Origin of the sequence: Candidatus Merdisoma sp. JLR.KK011 (assembly GCF_036941125.1) — a bacterium.
GTDB lineage: Bacteria > Bacillota > Clostridia > Lachnospirales > Lachnospiraceae > Laedolimicola.
In genome coordinates, this window is the sequence record NZ_JAYWSZ010000004.1 from 1,654,954 (window position 1) to 1,674,308 (window position 19,355).

General features: G+C 40.1%; 23 protein-coding genes and 1 pseudogene. All 24 read left to right on the forward strand.

What is annotated here, in order from left to right; genetic code table 11:
- Positions 1-94: 94 nt before the first annotated feature.
- The 24 genes and pseudogenes from VV089_RS21780 (at position 95) to VV089_RS21895 (ending at position 19,299) form a co-directional block, all read left to right on the forward strand.
- On the forward strand, positions 95-589 hold the full coding sequence (locus VV089_RS21780; protein ID WP_334337380.1) for a hypothetical protein: 495 nt from the start codon (positions 95-97) through the stop codon (positions 587-589).
- A complete protein-coding gene (locus VV089_RS21785) occupies positions 580-819 on the forward strand; it encodes a hypothetical protein (RefSeq protein WP_334337381.1) in 240 nt (79 codons plus the stop codon). The genes VV089_RS21780 and VV089_RS21785 overlap by 10 nt, the downstream gene beginning before the upstream one ends.
- Positions 820-1,338: 519 nt before the next feature.
- Complete coding sequence (locus tag VV089_RS21790; protein ID WP_334337382.1) at positions 1,339-3,654, forward strand: hypothetical protein; 2,316 nt, start codon at positions 1,339-1,341, stop codon at positions 3,652-3,654.
- 36 nt (positions 3,655-3,690) lie between these two features.
- Positions 3,691-4,284 carry a hypothetical protein gene (locus VV089_RS21795; RefSeq protein WP_334337383.1) on the forward strand — a complete coding sequence of 198 codons (594 nt, stop codon included), beginning with the start codon at positions 3,691-3,693 and terminating at the stop codon, positions 4,282-4,284.
- 79 nt (positions 4,285-4,363) lie between these two features.
- Positions 4,364-4,621, forward strand: a pseudogene (locus tag VV089_RS21800) (IS110 family transposase); the annotation flags it as partial.
- Between the two features lie 439 nt (positions 4,622-5,060).
- Complete coding sequence (locus VV089_RS21805) at positions 5,061-5,477, forward strand: immunity 70 family protein (protein WP_334337384.1); 417 nt, start codon at positions 5,061-5,063, stop codon at positions 5,475-5,477.
- A 246-nt stretch (positions 5,478-5,723) separates the two neighbouring features.
- Positions 5,724-7,034 (forward strand): hypothetical protein, encoded by a 1,311-nt coding sequence (locus VV089_RS21810; RefSeq protein WP_334337385.1) that lies wholly within the window; start codon positions 5,724-5,726, stop codon positions 7,032-7,034.
- Between the two features lie 126 nt (positions 7,035-7,160).
- Positions 7,161-7,583 carry an IS200/IS605 family transposase gene (gene tnpA / locus VV089_RS21815; protein ID WP_334335752.1) on the forward strand — a complete coding sequence of 141 codons (423 nt, stop codon included), beginning with the start codon at positions 7,161-7,163 and terminating at the stop codon, positions 7,581-7,583.
- Between the two features lie 106 nt (positions 7,584-7,689).
- Positions 7,690-8,814: a DNA/RNA non-specific endonuclease gene (locus VV089_RS21820; protein WP_334337386.1), complete on the forward strand. Its 1,125-nt coding sequence runs from the start codon at positions 7,690-7,692 to the stop codon at positions 8,812-8,814.
- A complete protein-coding gene (locus tag VV089_RS21825) occupies positions 8,793-9,290 on the forward strand; it encodes a hypothetical protein (RefSeq protein WP_334337387.1) in 498 nt (165 codons plus the stop codon). The genes VV089_RS21820 and VV089_RS21825 overlap by 22 nt, the downstream gene beginning before the upstream one ends.
- Before the next feature lie 250 nt (positions 9,291-9,540).
- A complete protein-coding gene (locus tag VV089_RS21830; protein ID WP_334337388.1) occupies positions 9,541-9,744 on the forward strand; it encodes a hypothetical protein in 204 nt (67 codons plus the stop codon).
- Between the two features lie 412 nt (positions 9,745-10,156).
- Entirely contained in the window at positions 10,157-10,294 is a 138-nt protein-coding gene (locus tag VV089_RS21835; protein WP_334337389.1) for a hypothetical protein, read from the forward strand.
- A complete protein-coding gene (locus VV089_RS21840; RefSeq protein ID WP_334337390.1) occupies positions 10,251-10,514 on the forward strand; it encodes a hypothetical protein in 264 nt (87 codons plus the stop codon). The genes VV089_RS21835 and VV089_RS21840 overlap by 44 nt, the downstream gene beginning before the upstream one ends.
- 18 nt (positions 10,515-10,532) lie before the next feature.
- On the forward strand, positions 10,533-10,871 hold the full coding sequence (locus tag VV089_RS21845) for a hypothetical protein (RefSeq protein WP_334337392.1): 339 nt from the start codon (positions 10,533-10,535) through the stop codon (positions 10,869-10,871).
- A 117-nt stretch (positions 10,872-10,988) separates the two neighbouring features.
- Positions 10,989-13,301 carry a contractile injection system protein, VgrG/Pvc8 family gene (locus tag VV089_RS21850; RefSeq protein ID WP_334337393.1) on the forward strand — a complete coding sequence of 771 codons (2,313 nt, stop codon included), beginning with the start codon at positions 10,989-10,991 and terminating at the stop codon, positions 13,299-13,301.
- 18 nt (positions 13,302-13,319) lie between these two features.
- Positions 13,320-13,658, forward strand: a complete 339-nt coding sequence (locus tag VV089_RS21855) for a hypothetical protein (RefSeq protein WP_334337392.1) — start codon at positions 13,320-13,322, stop codon at positions 13,656-13,658.
- Positions 13,659-13,760: 102 nt separating this feature from the next.
- Positions 13,761-16,193, forward strand: coding sequence for a hypothetical protein (locus VV089_RS21860; RefSeq protein ID WP_334337394.1), 2,433 nt, complete (start codon positions 13,761-13,763; stop codon positions 16,191-16,193).
- 27 nt (positions 16,194-16,220) lie between these two features.
- Positions 16,221-16,646 (forward strand): hypothetical protein, encoded by a 426-nt coding sequence (locus tag VV089_RS21865; RefSeq protein ID WP_334337395.1) that lies wholly within the window; start codon positions 16,221-16,223, stop codon positions 16,644-16,646.
- Between the two features lie 232 nt (positions 16,647-16,878).
- Complete coding sequence (locus VV089_RS21870) at positions 16,879-17,277, forward strand: hypothetical protein (protein ID WP_334337396.1); 399 nt, start codon at positions 16,879-16,881, stop codon at positions 17,275-17,277.
- A 53-nt stretch (positions 17,278-17,330) separates the two neighbouring features.
- On the forward strand, positions 17,331-17,675 hold the full coding sequence (locus VV089_RS21875) for a hypothetical protein (RefSeq protein WP_334337397.1): 345 nt from the start codon (positions 17,331-17,333) through the stop codon (positions 17,673-17,675).
- A gap of 126 nt (positions 17,676-17,801) precedes the next feature.
- Complete coding sequence (tnpA, locus tag VV089_RS21880) at positions 17,802-18,224, forward strand: IS200/IS605 family transposase (protein ID WP_334334760.1); 423 nt, start codon at positions 17,802-17,804, stop codon at positions 18,222-18,224.
- Between the two features lie 106 nt (positions 18,225-18,330).
- Positions 18,331-18,600 carry a mechanosensitive ion channel domain-containing protein gene (locus VV089_RS21885; protein ID WP_334337398.1) on the forward strand — a complete coding sequence of 90 codons (270 nt, stop codon included), beginning with the start codon at positions 18,331-18,333 and terminating at the stop codon, positions 18,598-18,600.
- Positions 18,601-18,641: 41 nt separating this feature from the next.
- Positions 18,642-18,917 (forward strand): hypothetical protein, encoded by a 276-nt coding sequence (locus VV089_RS21890; protein ID WP_334337399.1) that lies wholly within the window; start codon positions 18,642-18,644, stop codon positions 18,915-18,917.
- Positions 18,907-19,299, forward strand: coding sequence for a LysM peptidoglycan-binding domain-containing protein (locus VV089_RS21895; protein WP_334337400.1), 393 nt, complete (start codon positions 18,907-18,909; stop codon positions 19,297-19,299). Before VV089_RS21890 ends, VV089_RS21895 begins: the two co-directional genes overlap by 11 nt.
- The last annotated feature ends 56 nt before the right edge of the window (positions 19,300-19,355 follow it).

Genomic DNA, 19,355 nt, shown 5'->3' on the forward strand with positions numbered 1-19,355 from the left:
AAATTTGGCTATAGTAAGAAGCTAATAAAATCGAAATAAAAGTGGAAGATTTTATTTAAAATATGTGTTATCCTCCGGAAGCATTCTTCTTGACATGGAGAAGAAGAGCCGTTCCTATCAGAATACGGGAATGAGCTACGGGGGAGTTATCAATGAGGCTCTTGCCCCCTGGAACACGGCGGCGATCTATCCATCCAGCTTAAGCGGAACGGCCATTGGCTTTCCGGCTATCCAGTACCAGGAGACGGACTGGCAGTTTGTAAAGAGGATGGCAAGCCGCTTTCGGTTATCTCTGTATCCGGAGCCGTCCATAGGCGGTTCCAAGATGTATGTGGGCATTCCCGAAACCGGAAACACCTGTGAGCTTGAAGCCAGGGAATATGAGGTGCGGATAGACGAGAGGTTCTACACTCTGGGAGGGGAAAAGGCCGGATACGACAGAAGCCAGTTCCTGTGCTATGAGGTAAAGAGCTTTGAAAATCACAGGGTAGGGAATAAGGCAAGGTTTTTGGGCTTGGAAACAAAAACTTTTTCGGGCTGTCGCTGCTTGGAACCGTGTCAGCGTGCAGCAATGAGACGGTGCAGTTAAAGCTTGATATTGACCAGGGAAAGCCGGAGCAAAAGCCCTATCCCTTTAACTGTGTGCCCGCAACGGGAAATATGATGTATATGATGCCGCAGGAGAGAACCAGGGTATCCCTATACTTTAAAGGGGATGAGGAAACGAGTGCGGTAGCGGTGAACTGCATCCGAAGCGGCTACGGTTTTATCAGAGCGAGATGGGCCTGGCAACGAAAAACGGAAATAACTTACTTCTGAATATAACGAAAGGCATTGATCTTACCAGAACCAAGGGCTTCAAGATTATTCCAACAGGTAATATTCGTCCGGAAAGGAAGAACATACGACTAGAAAGACTAGGATGAAAAACTTATCATCTTGTTTGGGGGCATGAGGATCTGAAACATTCATCCAAACGTTTCCATAATATGCTTGAGGAACAGGGATGTGGCTAAGCAGGGGTTATATCGGGAGTTCTTAAGAATATTGAAAAAATAGTTGCCGGAGATGTAGAAGTTACAAAAATTCAATAGCTTAGTATGAGTCAATAATGAAAAGTTGCAACCGTAGTTGGTGTGTAGATTTGAGGACTAGTGAGGTATTTGTAGATATAAAATATAGTTCCAAATATGAAAGATATCCTGTTAAACAGCATAGAAAAAGCTTTAGAATATAATAGGTGTTTAGAACTGGAAATGCGGGATAAGTGTAGATTTATCAAAAAAATGTTCGTCTAAAATAAAAGCATATTGATTAGAGGAATAAGGAGAAGTAGTTATGGCGTTAGGGAAGACTGCTGATATATTAATGTATGCTCCATTTGTTAGCGTTTTTGAAGTTCCAGATCGAATTCGCAAAGAACTTACAATGGATGAATTTTTTAAAGAAAATGGCTGTTATGTTCATCCCAATTTTGATGAACAGATGGAAAAACTTAATGAAACAATTATTGATAATATGACGGGTGATGACTGGTCGATAAAGATTAGTGAGGTGATTGATTCACTTAGAACTGGAAAACAAGATCTAGCTAACTTTAAGAATTGGCTGGAAAGCAATGGTGATGGAATTTTTACTATTCTTGGAGATGCAGGTACTGGAAAATCTACATTTCTACATTATATAAAATGGTCTAGAAAAAATATTCAGTGGCATATTTTAGATTTAAAGAAAGCAATTTCTGAAATTAAAGTAATAGATTCCAGAATTATAATACCAAAGAATTACTTTTCTTCTTTGCATGGAAAGATTTTATCTTCAATAATTTTAGAAATTAGAAATTTGTTATTTAATAAAATGGCAAATGAAAAGGAAGAATATGTTTGGAGTTATAAAAGAATTCAATTATTACTGCAACGATATGAAGAACGAATTGTCAATTCAATTCCATTGTTGGAGTATGCCAATCTATATGAATCGCTTAAAGCAATTGAATTTCATAAAAAGGATAGTCATAGTGCCCTTACTTACTGCAAAGCATGTGCAAAAGTAATAACAGAATATTTTTCTCAAAACTGTTTTGAATTAAAAAGAAGCAGAGATACAGAAGCTATGGCTTTACGATGTGCATTAACACATTTTTTGATTGTTTTAAGATGCTTTGATGAAGAAAATAGTAAATGCGTAATTATATTTGATAATATTGAACGATTTATTGGGATAGATGAAATATTTAATAGAGAGTTAACAGATTTTTTGAATGATATGAGAGGATTTTGCGATAATTATAGGGATGAATACATAGATATAGAAGTGAACAGTAATCGCTTTTCGCAAAAATATCAATTTATTGTATCAATGAGAAATACAACTGTTCGTAATCATACACCAGCAGAAAGTGCTGATTTTAAAAGGCATACAATTGATTTAAGTAGCTGGTTTGAAATTGGAGAAATCATTCATGCAAAATTGAGTTGGTATAAGAATAAAGGTATTAAAGTAACTGACGAAGTTATACAAAAACATTTAGAACGTATTTTATCGGATTCTGGGCCTACAAGAGATCAATTTTTGCGAGGAATAAGACCAAAGCTTGATTTGTTTTTTAATTATAATAAAAGACTAATAGTATCTTTTTTGACTGAAGCATTTGAAAACCCAATGGCGAGCCATTATTTGAATACAATTGAAGAGTTTTCTAATATTAGACCTATGGATGGTTATGCTGCTGCACGTGTACGTTTCGGATATCGTTCTATTGTATGGAGGAGTGCGTTAGACTGGTTGCGTAAAGGTGAACTATTTCAGAAAGAAATTTTCCGAGAATACAAAACTATAGATGGTCAAATATCGGATACCAATTATGTTTGGAAACTATTGGTTGTTTTGCATCGATTTTCTAGAGATAATGGGGGAAAAGAAACAGAATCTCGAGGAACAGAAATGTATATGCCATTTCTTGATTTAATAGGAAAGGTCTATAATGAGCAGTATAATTTTGCTTTGCGATTTTATGAAGATGGATTTTATGAGGAACGAGAGAGGATGGCTCGACTTTTATTCTACATGAATTATTATAATCGTGAAGAAAATAATTGGTTTCAATTTATTGATATACAGTATAATGTAGATGGTGCTAACCGAAGAAGTTTTAAAACTTGGGAAGATCTTTGGAATATATTTATGGAAACAAAAAGTAATCCTCAAGCATTAAGAATCCGAATTACTACAGCAGGAAAAGCTTATTTGGGTTATGTTGCTACGACATTTGAATTTGTTTCCTGTTTGTTAGGAAAGCTACCGCTTTTATGCTGCTTGCCGACAGAAGAAGAACTTAAAAAATATAATCCAGAAGAACAAAAATGTTACAAAATTATTTATGATACTTTAAGTGTAATGAAGAAATATATTTTAGATTTACAATTGCAGGCTGATAATAAAAATCTTTTATATCAACGAACAGCAGATTTAGAGGGACAATCATATGAAGAGAGAATTGTTAAATCAACATATGGATATTTAACTAGTTTTATTGACTGTCTAATCCGCTTAGTAGTTGTGACAGATGAAGTCGCACAAAAAACCAAAGATGAACTTGCCAGATTAATTATATCTGAAGTAGAGAATCTTTGGGATTGCTATTTGACTAAATAGTTTTAAATTTGTACATATTTGGGAGGTCTAATTCATATGATTAATGGGCAAGATATAATTATTGACTTATCTGCTATTTTAGAACAAGTAAATAATTTGGCAGGAATAATTGCTGCACTCATTGGAGGTGCTTGTGCATTGAAAGGAATAGGATATCTAGAACTCCTACGTCAGAAAAAAGCGGTAGCAACATTTTCTTTTGAAAGTCAGTTATATGCACGGTTGTATGAACTTAAGATTATCATAAACAGTAACGAACGGATGTTTACAAATTTGTATAGTGAGATAGCAAGGGAGGAGTGGGGAGATAAAAGAGGAGCTTCTGAAAAAGAATTGAAAAAATTATACGATTGCGTTAGTGAAACTTTAAAATTTATCAAGGATGCATCAGATCAGATGCCGGCATATGAAAATTGGGGAGATGATTATACTGAGATGATTCAGTTTTTGGTGGACATGCTCCATTTTGATATTCGGGACAACAAAACTGGTTTTAAGTATATTGAGAGATGTGGGATGGATAAACGTACTGAATATTGGAAAGATATATGTGCTTTGTTGGATAGATTATTGAATGGAATAAAAAAAGATCAAAATAAGAAAACACAAGAGTTGTTCTCGGAAGTTTAAAATTTTTGACAAAATACAATTATTTTATAACTTTATATAGCAAAATAACAGCATTTCTAGTAATATTATTGAAAAAGGGAGAGGGCGTAAACGGCTCAGGTATCTCCTGTTCGAGGCTGCCATATCCGTGGTAGGAAAGAATGAGGAATTCAGACAGATCCACGAGTATTACACCACCAGGAATAAGAATCCGCTAAAAAAGATGCAGTCACTTATAGCAGTGTCCTGTAAGCTGATACGTGTATTCCATGTGATACTTACAAAGGGAGTCAGCTATGATGCATCAAAGATGCTTGGAGATATCAGGCATCCGGGAACACAGCCAAACGCTGCATAGGTTTCCCAAACGTAACTGATGTTGTTGCAGGAAGCGTCCACCGGAAGGTGCTGCAATAGAACAAAAGTGTTTGGAACAGTAATGAAAGTACAAAGAATGAGCTGGTAGCTGGCAGGAATTATTTCCAGAGGGCAAGACCCTGTTAGGGAGCTATTGCCGGCACCCTGGTTATGGACAGGCAGAACGAAGGAAGTGAGGACCCTCCGCAAGGGGGATGATCCTGTTGGACATGAGAGGTGAGCTGCCATATAGGGATGGGTACACATCGAGGCCATTTAGAACGGAAAGTGATGACGTTTTATTTGGAGTACCCATAAACACTATATATCTGCCCTGTATGAGGTAAAGATCACTCCATAACCTTCGCATCATTCATCAACAGGTATCAAAAAGTATTGAATTTATTGAAAAAAACACTTGACTATATGGAGAGGATATTATGGCAGTTGGGTTTAAAGTTAAATATTATTGGTTTCAGATAGGGAATGGAGATTTTTTACATGCATTTTTTTCTACTGTGGCATACAATTTAGAAAAACAACAATGGGGAAGTAGATTTCCAGTAATTATGAATAAATTGTACCAAGGAAAAGTAGGAAAGAAGGAGATAAAAAACGCAATTGAAGAATTGGAAATAATCAAGAACGAATTGAAAAAATTTACTCCTGATAGAATAGTGTGGGATATTGAGGATTTATCTAAACAGCCTCCGTGGGGAAATGATATAAGTAAAGATATTACAGACTTATCAAATTATTTTGTGACAAGTGATGGGAATGATTTTATTACTATTTTTTTTCATGCATTAGAGAAAGCATTAGAAATTAATTCAGGCATAAAAATCAAATCTATTTAAGAGTATTAAAATTAGCTTGTGACGTACATATGTAACCGCCCACGGAGTTAAATTTGTGAATTAGATAATCTGTCTGGTACAGAAGTTGAAATATTTGATAACTTGGATTATATGGTTGAAAAGTTCCTGAGTGTTGGATAGGGATAAAGTTTGTAAAGTGCATAACAAGTCAAACTAAAAAATGGTAAGGTTGTTTTCTAGAGAATTGTCCATGACAGCAGAAGTGAGGGATTAGAGTTTGAAGGAATGACTGCAAATTCTCAGGTGGAAGTCTATGCCGAAGGAGAGCGTCTGCCTCTGTACAGCGGAATTATCCAATCAGCAGAAGCGAAGGAGGAAAACGGCCTCCGGCTGATTCAGCTTCAGCTTGTCTCCGGAAGTATTCTTCTGGATATGGAGAAGAAGAGCCGTTCTTATCAGAACACGGGCCAGACTTACGGAGGGGTGGTATCCCAGGCTTTGGCCTCCCGGAACACGGCAGCAGTCTATCCTGACAGTCTGGACGGAGCGGCTATCGGCTTTCCGGTCATTCAGTACTGTGAGACGGACTGGGAATTTGTGAAGCGTATAGGGAGCCGGTTCGCCCTGTCCCTGTTTCCGGAGCCCTCTATGGGCGGAGCGAAGGTGTATCTGGGTGTGCCAAAGACAGGAAATGTCTGTGAGATCGATTCTTCGGAGTATACGGCCAGGGTGGACAGGCGGTTTTATGCTCTGGGCGGAGAAGAGGCAGGCTACAGCCGGGAGCAGTTTCTCTGCTATGAAGTAAAAAGTGAGGATAACTGCTGGGTGGGAGATCTGGCAGAGTTTAAGGGTGGGCAGAAGTATATCTGTGCCAAAAGCTGCAGTCTGAACCGGGGGCAGGCGGAGTTTACCTATATCCTTGCATCCCCCGAATGGGCAGGCGCAAAGGAGATTGGAAACCGGAATTTCTCCGGCCTGTCGCTTCTTGGAACGGTAGAATCCTGCAGCAATGAAACCGTATGCCTGAAGCTGGACATTGACAAGGGGAACCCGGAGCAGACGCTGTATGCCTGGAACTGGGTGCCGCCAACGGGAAACCTGATGTACATGATGCCCCAGGCGGGAACGCGTGTGTCCCTCTACTTCAAAGGGGATCAGGAAACCAGTGCCGTGGCGGTGAACTGCATCCGAAGCGGCTGCGGCTGTGAGAATGCGGATTACCGGGATAAGGGCCTGATAACTGAGCACGAGATGGAACTGCGGCTTTATCAGGGCGAGATGGGCCTGGCAACGAAAAACGGGAATAACCTGCTTCTGAATAATGGGAAAGGCATAGAGCTTACGGGAACCCAGGACTTCAAGATCATGGCGGCAGGCAATATCCGTCTGGAAGGGAAAAACATACGCTTGGAGGGACCCGGGGGCGTAAACAGCTATCAGGGCTTTCTCCAGGTGAAGGAAGCAGGCAGCGGAACAGGAGCAGCCCAGGTGATGGCGAAAAACGTGCCCCTGGTGGGAAACGGGGGAGGAGAGGGGGCAGCAGGAGCTTCGGAAGCGGAAGAGCCGGAGATGGAACTGGAGGTGATAATGAAATAGACATATATCCCCCATTTGAAATGGGGGCCGAGGCAAAGCCGTAGCGTTGCATAAAGTACTAAAACCTCCTATGCTATAATGATATTGGTTTCGCAGGCCATATCAAAAGCATAGGAGGTATCCAAAATGGATAATCAAAGTATAGCACACACCAGATGGAATTGCACATATCATATTATCTTCATACCGAAATATCGAAGAAAAATCATGTATGGAGAGACGAAGAGAGATTTGGTAGAAATTATAAAGAAATTATGTGAGATGAAACAGGTGCAGCTAATGGACGGGAAGGTATGTATAGATCATGTGCATATGTATGTGGCGATATCGCCAAAGATGTGTGTATCGGAATTCATGTCATATCTGAAAGGGAAGAGTACATTAATGCTGTTTGACAGACATCCGGAGTACCGAACGAAATGGGGAGACAGACATTTCTGGGCCAGAGGATATTTTGTATCAACAGTAGGGAATGTAAATGAAGAAACAATTAGAAAATATATACAAGAACAAGAAGAGAATGACAAGTTAGAAGATGGAAGAAAGTAAAAGGCCCCCTGTAGGGGGCAACTGGTAAAGATGGTATTGCGGAACCCCGCCTTAGGCGGAACCAGTACTATACCCCGGAGGGGTTAAAACTAAACCCCCATTTGAAATGGGGGTTGCTAACTTAGAAGCCAAGGTCGAACTGCTTGAAGGAGACGAAGGCCAGGAGGCGGACACCAGAGGTTTACAAAAAACTTACTATCTTGCCTGGGAACATGAGGATCTGAAGCATCCATCCAACCGCTACCGTGATATGCCGGAGGAACAGGGCCGTGACTGGGCGGGACTGGTCAACAACGTAATAGGCGGACTTGCATTAGTTGCAGGCACAGCGGCACTGGCATATGCCGCACCTTACGCATTGGCAGGAACCAAGATAGGTGCGGTTGTCTTGAAAGGACTATCCGCAGCACAGGCAGGCCAAAAGCTTGGGGCTGCGGTATTCCTGGCAGGAAGTATGAGCGTGATAGGCTTGGGCGTATCGGACTTTATGAGCAACCGTGTATCCAGCCGGGAGGAATATCTGCGTCGTGCTATGGCAGGGGCGATATCGGGCTTTTTGTCAGGAGCAAGCACTCTGGCGTTGTCAGATGCAGGTCTGGCGGCTGTGATGGGGGGCGGCTTTGCGGAAGGGTTTGTGAGTGAAGCCATTACAGAGAAGTTACTGGATGAGGATGGAGAAATAGACTGGGCACAGTGCATACAGAGTGGTGTGTTTACGGCACTTATAGATGGTATATTGTATGGCACATTTGAAACAAAAAAGGTATCAACGGATGAAAAAGAGTTTACAGATAATCCATTTGATGAAAATGGCAAATTAAAACCAAATGTGAAATATCAAACAGGAGAATATAATTATAATTACGAAACAGATGCAAATGGAAGAATATCGAACTGGAATACGGATAATCTTCAATTAACTAAACGAACGGAACGCTTAAAACATGATTCAAATACCCCAGGTAAAGTAACAGGTGATCATGCAGGGCATTTGGCGGGAGATAGATTTGGCGGTTCAGAAAAGCTAGATAATATTGTAACCCAGTCACAAAATGTTAATTTAAGTCAATATAAAAAAATCGAAAACCAGTGGGCAAAAGCAATAAAAGAAGGTAAAGAAGTGGGGGTAAATGTAGAGATTAGGTATGATGGAAGTGGTCTACGCCCGATAGAATTTATTGTAGAGTATACAATAGATGGAGAATATTTTTGTCAAAGTATATTGAATTGATTGGAGAAAATAAAATGGGAAAAAAGTTTGAGGATTATTTTTCAGAATTACAAGCTGATATGGTATCTATTTGTTTAGAATATGTTGAAAATAGGGCAGAAAAAATTTATATTTATTGTTCTTTTGAAAGTAATATGATATCTAGTGGTTTTTTTTATAAAATTAATGGAAAGGTTATTAAAAAGCATAGATTAAATGATGCTTTGAGAAGTGGAGAAAAGAGATATGATGTCACGATTGATAGGCAAAAACAGGTAGTTACTATTATTAATGATGATATTAAAGCTCTATATAAGTTATGTCAAGAATACGGAAAAGATATGCCAACACAAATTAAAATAGTTTATGATATTATTGATAATAAACTAAGTGCAGATTACTGTTATGATCTAATTTTCAGCAAAGATGAGAATAAGACAGCACTTGATATATTGGAAGAATGGTATCAAGTAGAGAAGAGCAATGAAGAACTATAAATTTTTAAATGTTTGAAACTTGAGATAAAAACTTAATAAAAGTAAATTTACTTGTTGTGCTAATGCAATGGTGTAAATGTTGCGATTCGAATCATAAAATCTTAGGGGCTTCCGGAGGGAGGATTGTGGATCTGTATCACGGTGGAATCATTATGGATTTCGGAAACGGCATACGGATGGTTCAGCTTGCCTCCGGAAGATTTCCTTGGACATGGAGCAAAAAGTTGTTCTTGTTAGAATAAGGAGACTTATGGAGCAGTGGAATGAAATTAAGTATGACATGGAACTTAGGCTTCATCAAAGCAAGATGGGACTGGCAACGAAAAATGGAAATAACTTACCTCTGAATATAACGAAAGGCATTGATCTTACCAGAACCAAGGGCTTCAAGATTATTCCAACAGGTAAGATTCGTCCGGAAAGGAAAAACATACGACTAGAAATACTAGGATGAAAAACTTATCATCTTGCTTGGGGGGCATGAGGATCTGAAACATCCATCCAACCGTTTTCATAATATGTTAGAGGAACAGGGATGTGGCTAAGCAGGGGTTATATCGGGAGTTCTTAAGAATATTGAAAAATAGTTGCCGGAGATGTAGAAGTTACAAAAATTCAATAGCTTAGTATGAGTCAATAATGAAAAGTTGCAACCGTAGTTGGTGTGTAGATTTGAGGACTAGTGAGGTATTTGTAGATATAAAATATAGTTCCAAATATGAAAGATATCCTGTTAAACAGCATAGAAAAAGCTTTAGAATATAATAGGTGTTTAGAACTGGAAATGCGGGATAAGTGTAGATTTATCAAAAAAATGTTCGTCTAAAATAAAAGCATATTGATTAGAGGAATAAGGAGAAGTAGTTATGGCGTTAGGGAAGACTGCTGATATATTAATGTATGCTCCATTTGTTAGCGTTTTTGAAGTTCCAGATCGAATTCGCAAAGAACTTACAATGGATGAATTTTTTAAAGAAAAGAATATATGTATACAAAAAGATTAAACTACAGTCTGGAGAGTGGATATTACAATCTCCAAGTTCAGCTGCAGGTTTTTTGGCACATGAAACTAAGCACTGGATTGATGGTGGTGTAAAGAATAAATTAGATGAAGTTAATGCATATCTATGGCAAAAAAAAGTTGATTTAAATCTTAATTATACTCTTAATGATATTTGGAATACTTTAAATACACATCCAGCTTATAAGCATCTAAAAGATTAACATTTTAAGGAGAACGAGATGGATAAGAGAAGTAAAGTTATTGATTTAGATAATGATACACCAATATCAGAGGCACCCTATGCTGACTTGCATAAAGTCGGATTTTTTGATTATAAGGAAGCAAAATTAACAATAGTGTGGGGAGAAGAAATAAGCAGAAATAAACAGATCATTATTTTAAGAAAACTATATCCCAAATTAAAAGAGCTATCCACAGCAAATATTTATGAAATAGTACAAAAGAATAAGCAAGAATGGCAATTTGCAACGATGGGATGGGGGAACGCAGTTGATCTTGCAAATGAAGCAAAGATATTAGGATTAAATATAATAGTTGAGGAATTAGTATTAAGTTAATGCGTTGGAATAGGGATAAAGTTTGTAAAGTGCATAACAAGTCAAACTAAAAATGGTAGGGTTGTTTTCTAGAGAATTGTCCGTGACAACAGCAGTGCCGGACTGGAGTTTGAAGGAGTGATTGCAAATTCCCAGGTGGAAGTCTATGCCGAAGGAGAGCGTCTGCCTCTGTACAGCGGAATTGTCCAATCGGCAGAAGCGAAAGAGGAGAACGGCCTGCGGATGATCTGTCTGCAGTTATCCTCCGGAAGCATTCTTCTTGACATGGAGAAGAAGAACCGTTCCTATCAGAATACGGGAATGAGCTACGGGGAAGTTATCAATGAGGCTCTTGCCCCCTGGAACACGGCGGCGATCTATCCATCCAGCTTAAGCGGAACGGCCATTGGCTTTCCGGTTATCCAGTACCAGGAGACGGACTGGCAGTTTGTAAAGCGGATGGCAAGCCGCTTTGCGTTATCTCTGTATCCGGAGCCGTCCATAGGCGGTTCCAAGATGTATGTGGGCATTCCCGAAACCGGAAACACCTGTGAGCTTGAAGCCGGGGAATATGCGGTGCGGATAGACGAGAGGTTCTACACTCTGGGAGGGGAAAAGGCCGGATACGACAGAAGCCAGTTCCTGTGCTATGAGGTAAAGAGCCTTGAAAATCACAGGGTAGGGGATAAGGCAAGGTTCCTGGGAGAGGAACGGTATATCTGTGCCAAGAAAGGCAGCGTCGTTCATGGACAGATGGAGTTTACCTATACCCTTGCATCTCCCGCATGGGCCGGAGAAAGAAGGCTTGGAAACAAAAACTTTTCCGGGCTGTCGCTGCTTGGAACCGTGTCAGCGTGCAGCAATGAGACGGTGCAGTTAAAGCTTGATATTGACCAGGGAAAGCCGGAGCAAAAGCTCTATCCCTTTAACTGGGTGCCTGCAACGGGAAATATGATGTACATGATGCCGCAGGAGGGAACCAGGGTATCCCTGTACTTTAAAGGGGATGAGGAAACGAGTGCGGTAGCGGTGAACTGCATCCGAAGCGGCGGCGGGTGTGCCAGGTCCGATTACAGGGACAAGGGACTGACGACAGAGCATGGAATGCAGCTCAAGCTTTACCGGGACAGCATGGGGGTGGAAACTCCGGCGAACAAGTTTCTTATGGATGCGTCAAAGGGGATTGAGATATCGGGAAGCCGGCAGCTCCATATATCCGCAGCAGGGGATGTGCGTATCGAGGGGAAAGAGGTATGCATAAGCGGCTTCGAAAAGGTACGTACCTATACGGGAATCTTAAAGCTTACGGAAGAGGAAGAGCTGGAATTAGAGGTAAAGGCGAAGATCGAGCTGTCGGAGGGGGATGAAGGACAGGAAGCAGATATTCGAGGAGAGCGGATTACATACTATCTGGCCTGGGAGCATGCGGATCTGAGCAGCCCGATGTTCCGTTATCGAGACGAACCGGAGGACAAATCCTTCGACTGGTGGGGCCTGATGGGGAACGTGGCAGGGGGCCTGGCGGTAACGGCAGGAGTTGCCATGTTGGGAGCAGTTGGTGCGGGCCTTGCGGCAGGGACGGCAATTGGTTCTGCGGTATTTGGAGGAGCCACGGCGATAGAGGCAGCCCAGGCAGTTGGAACAGCAGCATTTCTGACAGGCAGCATGTATGTGGGGAGTCAGGCGTTATCCGATGTATTAAGCGGCCGTTTGAGCAGTACCGATACGTATATTCGCCGTGCGTTGGCGGGAAGCATCGTGGGAATCTTTTCCGGGGCGTCAACCTTAATGCTGGCGGATGCGGGGCTGTTAGCTACGATGGGAAGCGGATTTGCGGAAGGGTTTGCAGGAGAAGCTATTACGCAAAAGCTGCTGAATGAGAACGGAGAAATAGACTGGGCACAGTGCATCCGTAGCGGAGTGTTTACGGCTGTTATGGATGGTGGGTTGTATGCCTTGAGATCTGGTGGAAAGGTTAAAAGTGGCAAAAGGTTTGATGGGGAAAGTGATGCTGGAATATCTTTAAGAGATGTTTCAGATGAAGATGGAGAGTTAAGTTATAGTAGTATTATGCATGCATTGCGAGAAAGTGAAAGTGTTGAAGGAGATGCTGTTGCAAAGTTACTGAAAAGGAAAAAAATAAATGTTATAATAGCAGAGCAGGCTGGTGATGGAAGAGGAGGAGCTTATTATTTTTATTCAAAAAGAATATATGTATACAAAAAGATTAAACTACAGTCTGGAGAGTGGATATTACAATCTCCAAGTTCAGCTGCAGGTTTTTTGGCACATGAAACTAAGCACTGGATTGATGGTGGTGTAAAGAATAAATTAGATGAAGTTAATGCATATCTATGGCAAAAAAAAGTTGATTTAAATCTTAATTATACTCTTAATGATATTTGGAATACTTTAAATACACATCCAGCTTATAAGCATCTAAAAGATTAACATTTTAAGGAGAACGAGATGGATAAGAGAAGTAAAGTTATTGATTTAGATAATGATACACCAATATCAGAGGCACCCTATGCTGACTTGCATAAAGTCGGATTTTTTGATTATAAGGAAGCAAAATTAACAATAGTGTGGGGAGAAGAAATAAGCAGAAATAAACAGATCATTATTTTAAGAAAACTATATCCCAAATTAAAAGAGCTATCCACAGCAAATATTTATGAAATAGTACAAAAGAATAAGCAAGAATGGCAATTTGCAACGATGGGATGGGGGAACGCAGTTGATCTTGCAAATGAAGCAAAGATATTAGGATTAAATATAATAGTTGAGGAATTAGTATTAAGTTAATGCGTTGGAATAGGGATAAAGTTTGTAAAGTGCATAACAAGTCAAACTAAAAATGGTAGGGTTGTTTTCTAGAGAATTGTCCGTGACAACAGCAGTGCCGGATTGGAGTTTGAAGGAGTGATTGCAAATTCCCAGGTGGAAGTCTATGCCGAAGGAGAGCGTCTGCCTCTGTATAGCGGAATTGTCCAATCAGCAGAAGCGAAGGAGGAAAACGGTCTGCGGATGATCTGTCTGCAGCTGGTTTCCGGAAGTATTCTTCTGGATATGGAGAAGAAGAGCCGTTCTTATCAGAATACGGGAATGAGCTACGGAGGAGTTATCAATGAGGCTCTAGCCCCCTGGAACACTGCGGCGATTTATCCTTCCAGCCTAAGCGGAACGGCCATTGGCTTTCCGGTTATCCAGTACCAGGAGACAGACTGGCAGTTTGTAAAGCGGATGGCCAGCCGTTTTGCGCTGTCTCTGTATCCGGAGCCGTCCATAGGCGGTTCTAAGATGTATGTGGGCATTCCCGAAACCGGAAACACCTGTGAGCTTGAAGCCGGGGAATATGCGGTGCGGATAGACGAAAAGTTTTACACCCTGGGAGGAGAAAAGGCCGGATATGACAGAAGCCAGTTCTTGTGCTATGAGGTAAAGAGCCTTGAAAATCACAGAGTAGGAGACAAAGCAAGGTTTTTGGGAGAGGAACGGTATATCTGTGCCAAGAAAGGCAGCGTTATTCATGGACAGATGGAGTTTACCTATACCCTTGCATCTTCCGAGTGGGCCGGAGAAAGAAGACTTGGAAATAAAAACTTTTCCGGGCTGTCGCTGCTTGGAACCGTGTCCGCATGCAGCAATGAGACGGTACAGTTAAAGCTGGACATTGACCAGGGAAAGCCGGAGCAAAAGCTCTATCCCTTTAACTGGGTGCCTGCAACGGGAAATATGATGTATATGATGCCTCAGCAGGGAACCAGGGTATCCCTGTACTTTAAAGGGGATGAGGAAACCAGTGCGGTAGCGGTGAACTGCATCCGGAGCGGCGGAGGGTGTGCCAAGTCCGATTACAGGGACAAGGGACTGACAACAGAGCATGGAATGCAGCTCAAGCTTTACCGGGACAGCATGGGAGTGGAAACACCGGCGAACAAGCTTCTTATGGATGCGTCAAAGGGGATTGAGATATCGGGAAGCCGGCAGCTCCATATATCCGCAGCAGGGGATGTGCATATCGAGGGGAAAGAGGTATGTATAAGCGGTTTCGAAAAGGTACGTACCTATACGGGAATCCTTAAGCTTACGGAAGAGGAAGAGCTGGAATTAGAGGTAAAGGCGAAGATCGAGCTGTCGGAAGGGGATGAAGGACAGGAAGCAGATATTCGAGGGGAACGTGTTACATATTATCTGGCCTGGGAGCATGCGGATCTGAGCAGTCCTATGTTCCGTTATCGAGACGAACCGGAAGACAAATCTTTTGACTGGTGGGGACTTGCCGGGAATGTGGCAGGGGGAATTGCCGTAACGGCAGGAGTTGCCATATTAGGAGCAGTCGGCGCAGGTCTGGCGGCAGGGACGGCAATTGGAACTGCGGTATTTGGAGGAGCTACGGCGGCGCAGGCAGCCCAGGTGGTGGGAACAGCGGCATTTCTGACAGGCAGCATGTATGTGGGGAGTCAGGCGTTATCCGACGTATTAAGCGGCCGTTTGAGCAGTACTGATACGTATATCCGACGTGCATTGGCTGGGAGCATCGTAGGAATCTTTTCCGGGGCGTCAACCTTGGTGCTGGCGGATGCAGGGCTGTTGGCAACAATGGGAGATGGATTTGCGGAAGGGTTTGCAGGAGAGGCTATTACGCAAAAGCTGCTGAGTGAAAACGGAGAAATAGACTGGGCACAGTGCATCCGGAGTGGTTTGTTTACGGCTGTTATGGATGGCGGGTTGTATGTTGCAAAGTTTGGCCCAAAAGCTAAAAATGGTAAAGGATTTAAAGAAAGAAATGATATTTTAAATAGCACAAAGGATGGGATTACAATAAATACAGCCCCAGATACACCAGGATTTGGTGAATTAAATCCTATAACAGAATTAAATAGAAGACAACGTGAACTTCTTGAATTACTTAATGCACCAGGCACTACTGTTACAGTCCGTAAGAAATCAGTTTCAATGAATGATTTGCTACAGTTAACTAATGTAACAGGGGATGAATTTGATATGTTTACTTTAGGAGGAAAACGATTAATTATTCGAGGGAAAGGAAATAAAATTAATGTTTCAATAGAACTGTACAATGAAATAGTTAATGGTGGCTATAGGTTTTCAGGACATACCCATCCACCGGGGTATTCAATTGAACCAGGGCCGAAAGATGGGACGTTTTTGCGAGATTTGGGACAAAAGAGAAGTGGGATATGGGGGACAGGTGCAGATCAATATGGAAAGGCTCATAAAGGAGGGTTACTTTTTGGAAGCGATAATCTATTAACTGATGAAGTCCGAAGAGAACTTAGACATGAAGTTATGCAAAGATTATATGGAGCTCAATAGACAATTATATAAATTTGGAGAATAGTTATGGCCGATAATATAGTTAATAAAAAAGGAAAATATAGTGATTATGACATTGCTGTTTTTATTGCAATGGAAAAATTTTATGAAAAACATTCTAGAGAGACACAGCCAGATTGGTTAGATAAATATATTATGATTACTGGTAGAAAAAATGAAAATGAACATTGGATTATACAAAAGATATTATTTCGAAAAATTCAATTGGAGTCTAATCAGTATTGGGGACATAGTGCTAAAGGAACTCCTATATTAATTGAAGTTGATCCAATGACGGGGAAAGAGTCTGTTGTTTTTAAAGATGCTTCCCCATCAGATATTGAAGTTATTTTTGAAGTTGAAGTTGATTTGATTAATGGATCAGCGATTATACTTTTAGATACTGATCTTAGTAAATTGGATGAAACTCGGTATGAAGTACAAGTTATATAACCTTATATATTTAAACTTCTTACCATGTGTGTAGTGCTAAAGGACCTTAAGAGGTTAATTCTTCATGAGTTGTATGCGAAAAAATTAGTGAGGTACAAAATCCTGTATATAAATTTTAATTAAAGTCACCTAACATATGAGATTTTCAATACCGAAAGTAATGTAATGTGTATAGGGAAAGCTAACATCTATAGAAATTTACTAACTTGCGATTGGGAGTTTATAAAACGGGATGACAAGCCGCTTTGCGTTATCTCTGTATCCGGAGCCGTCCATAGGCGGTTCCAAGATGTACGTGGGCATTCCCGAAACCGGAAACACCTGTGAGCTTGAAGCCGGGGAATATGCGGTGCGGATAGACGAGAGGTTCTACACTCTGGGAGGGGAAAAGGCCGGATACGACAGAGGCCAGTTCCTGTGCTATGAGGTAAAGAGCCTTGAAAATCACAGGGTAGGGGATAAGGCAAGGTTCCTGGGAGAGGAACGGTATATCTGTGCCAAGAAAGGCAGCGTCGTTCATGGACAGATGGAGTTTACCTATACCCTTGCATCTCCCGCATGGGCCGGAGAACGAAGACTTGGAAACAAAAACTTTATCCCTTTAACTGGGTGCCTGCAACGGGAAATATGACGTATATGATGCCGCAGGAGGGAACTAGTTATACACGGAGAGGAGAAATTATAATGTTTAAAAACATTAAAAAGAGAACAGTTGTTATAGCAGTAATATTACTAATTGTTATTTTGTTAACAAATCCTGGTTTAATACCATTTTTTCCAACAAACATAAAAGTTCAGATTCTTAAATCACTAAATAATTTATTTGGTGATGTAACGCAAATATCCAAAGTCATAATGATTAATTGGTTAACTATTTTTCAATTAATTATTATGGTGCTTGCGATAATCGTGATTCGTGATGTTGTAGATATTATACTTAAATATGTTAAACCGGAAAAAAGAAGAATGAAAACTCTTTTGGGATTATATGGTAATATATCAAAATATCTTTTTACAATAATGAAATAGACATATATCCCCCATTTGAAATGGGGGCCGAGGCAAAGCCGTAGCGTTGCATAAAGTACTAAAACCTCCTATGCTATAATGATATTGGTTTCGCAGGCCATATCAAAAGCATAGGAGGTATCCAAAATGGATAATCAAAGTATAGCACACACCAGATGGAATTGCACATATCATATTATCTTCATACCGAAATATCGAAGAAAAATCATGTATGGAGAGACGAAGAGAGATTTGGTAGAAATTATAAAGAAATTATGTGAGATGAAACAGGTGCAGCTAATGGACGGGAAGGTATGTATAGATCATGTGCATATGTATGTGGCGATACCGCCAAAGATGTGTGTATCGGAATTCATGTCATATCTGAAAGGGAAGAGTACATTAATGCTGTTTGACAGACATCCGGAGTACCGAACGAAATGGGGAGACAGACATTTCTGGGCCAGAGGATATTTTGTATCAACAGTAGGGAATGTAAATGAAGAAACAATTAGAAAATATATACAAGAACAAGAAGAGAATGACAAGTTAGAAGATGGAAGAAAGTAAAAGGCCCCCTGTAGGGGGCAACTGGTAAAGATGGTATTGCGGAACCCCGCCTTAGGCGGAACCAGTACTATACCCCGGAGGGGTTAAAACTAAACCCCCATTTGAAATGGGGGTTGCTAACTTTGCAATTATATGGGGACTAAATATTATTGGAATATCGCCTGGAACAATCTTTGCTGGCGTTAGTATCATTACTATGGTAATTAGTTTCAGTGCGGAAAGCCTTATTGCAGATGTTGTTACAGGAGTTTTTTTGCTTTTTGATAATATTTATAATGTAGATGATATTATTGAAATTGGAGGATATAGAGGCACGGTAGTTAAAATAGGTATAAGGACAACAAGCATTAAGGATACAGGGGGAATATACAAATAATAAATAATTCTGATATGCGGAATATTATTAATAGATCTAATATGGAATCCAAGGCTATTTGCGATGTAGAGATATCAAATGCATACAGTATTGAATTAATTGACAAAGCGTTGATGGAAGCAGCAGCTAGTATCAAATTAAAATATAAATTAATAAAGGAACCTAAGTATAAAGGCATTCAATCACTTAATAGGGATAGTCTAACTGTCAGAATAGAAGCATTAGTAAATGAAGAAAACATATACGATGCACAAAGATATATGAACAGAGAAATCAAAACAGCATTTCAAAATAATGGTATAGAAAATGGACAATAAAAAAAATAATTATTGTACGGAAATATGGATTTGCAGTAATGAAAGTTTTCCAATTCATGATGAAAAAATAATAGGATGTAAAAATACTAAAAAAAGAAAACATACAAAAATAAAGTTTTTACTAATCCCTTTTATCACCATTTTTATTGTTAGTACTATGTTTGATGATAATAGAACCTATACATATGAAGAGATTGTAAATTATGTTGTTGTAGAAGGGGATACGCTATGGGATATCTCACGCAGATACTTGGGAAAGGGTTATAAATATATAGAAATTATAGTTGATAATGAAAGTGAAATTGATAATCCTGATTTGATTTATGCTGGAGATAGGTACCAAATAATTATAACGCATGAGGAAAAAGTAAGTAATCAGTAGTATATTAAAAATAAACGAAAGCCTAATATAATGAATAAATGGATTAAAATATGTTT

What these genes read in the sequence shown, in the direction of transcription:
- VV089_RS21780 (WP_334337380.1), top strand. Translation starts at nt 95, where the DNA reads ATGGAGAAGAAGAGCCGTTCCTATCAGAATACGGGAATGAGCTACGGG.
- VV089_RS21790 (WP_334337382.1), top strand. Translation starts at nt 1,339, where the DNA reads ATGGCGTTAGGGAAGACTGCTGATATATTAATGTATGCTCCATTTGTT.
- VV089_RS21795 (WP_334337383.1), top strand. Translation starts at nt 3,691, where the DNA reads ATGATTAATGGGCAAGATATAATTATTGACTTATCTGCTATTTTAGAA.
- VV089_RS21805 (WP_334337384.1), top strand. Translation starts at nt 5,061, where the DNA reads ATGGCAGTTGGGTTTAAAGTTAAATATTATTGGTTTCAGATAGGGAAT.
- VV089_RS21810 (WP_334337385.1), top strand. Translation starts at nt 5,724, where the DNA reads ATGACTGCAAATTCTCAGGTGGAAGTCTATGCCGAAGGAGAGCGTCTG.
- tnpA (WP_334335752.1), top strand. Translation starts at nt 7,161, where the DNA reads ATGGATAATCAAAGTATAGCACACACCAGATGGAATTGCACATATCAT.
- VV089_RS21820 (WP_334337386.1), top strand. Translation starts at nt 7,690, where the DNA reads ATGGGGGTTGCTAACTTAGAAGCCAAGGTCGAACTGCTTGAAGGAGAC.
- VV089_RS21830 (WP_334337388.1), top strand. Translation starts at nt 9,541, where the DNA reads ATGGAGCAGTGGAATGAAATTAAGTATGACATGGAACTTAGGCTTCAT.
- VV089_RS21835 (WP_334337389.1), top strand. Translation starts at nt 10,157, where the DNA reads ATGGCGTTAGGGAAGACTGCTGATATATTAATGTATGCTCCATTTGTT.
- VV089_RS21840 (WP_334337390.1), top strand. Translation starts at nt 10,251, where the DNA reads ATGAATTTTTTAAAGAAAAGAATATATGTATACAAAAAGATTAAACTA.
- VV089_RS21845 (WP_334337392.1), top strand. Translation starts at nt 10,533, where the DNA reads ATGGATAAGAGAAGTAAAGTTATTGATTTAGATAATGATACACCAATA.
- VV089_RS21855 (WP_334337392.1), top strand. Translation starts at nt 13,320, where the DNA reads ATGGATAAGAGAAGTAAAGTTATTGATTTAGATAATGATACACCAATA.
- VV089_RS21865 (WP_334337395.1), top strand. Translation starts at nt 16,221, where the DNA reads ATGGCCGATAATATAGTTAATAAAAAAGGAAAATATAGTGATTATGAC.
- VV089_RS21870 (WP_334337396.1), top strand. Translation starts at nt 16,879, where the DNA reads ATGACAAGCCGCTTTGCGTTATCTCTGTATCCGGAGCCGTCCATAGGC.
- VV089_RS21875 (WP_334337397.1), top strand. Translation starts at nt 17,331, where the DNA reads ATGTTTAAAAACATTAAAAAGAGAACAGTTGTTATAGCAGTAATATTA.
- tnpA (WP_334334760.1), top strand. Translation starts at nt 17,802, where the DNA reads ATGGATAATCAAAGTATAGCACACACCAGATGGAATTGCACATATCAT.
- VV089_RS21885 (WP_334337398.1), top strand. Translation starts at nt 18,331, where the DNA reads ATGGGGGTTGCTAACTTTGCAATTATATGGGGACTAAATATTATTGGA.
- VV089_RS21890 (WP_334337399.1), top strand. Translation starts at nt 18,642, where the DNA reads ATGGAATCCAAGGCTATTTGCGATGTAGAGATATCAAATGCATACAGT.
- VV089_RS21895 (WP_334337400.1), top strand. Translation starts at nt 18,907, where the DNA reads ATGGACAATAAAAAAAATAATTATTGTACGGAAATATGGATTTGCAGT.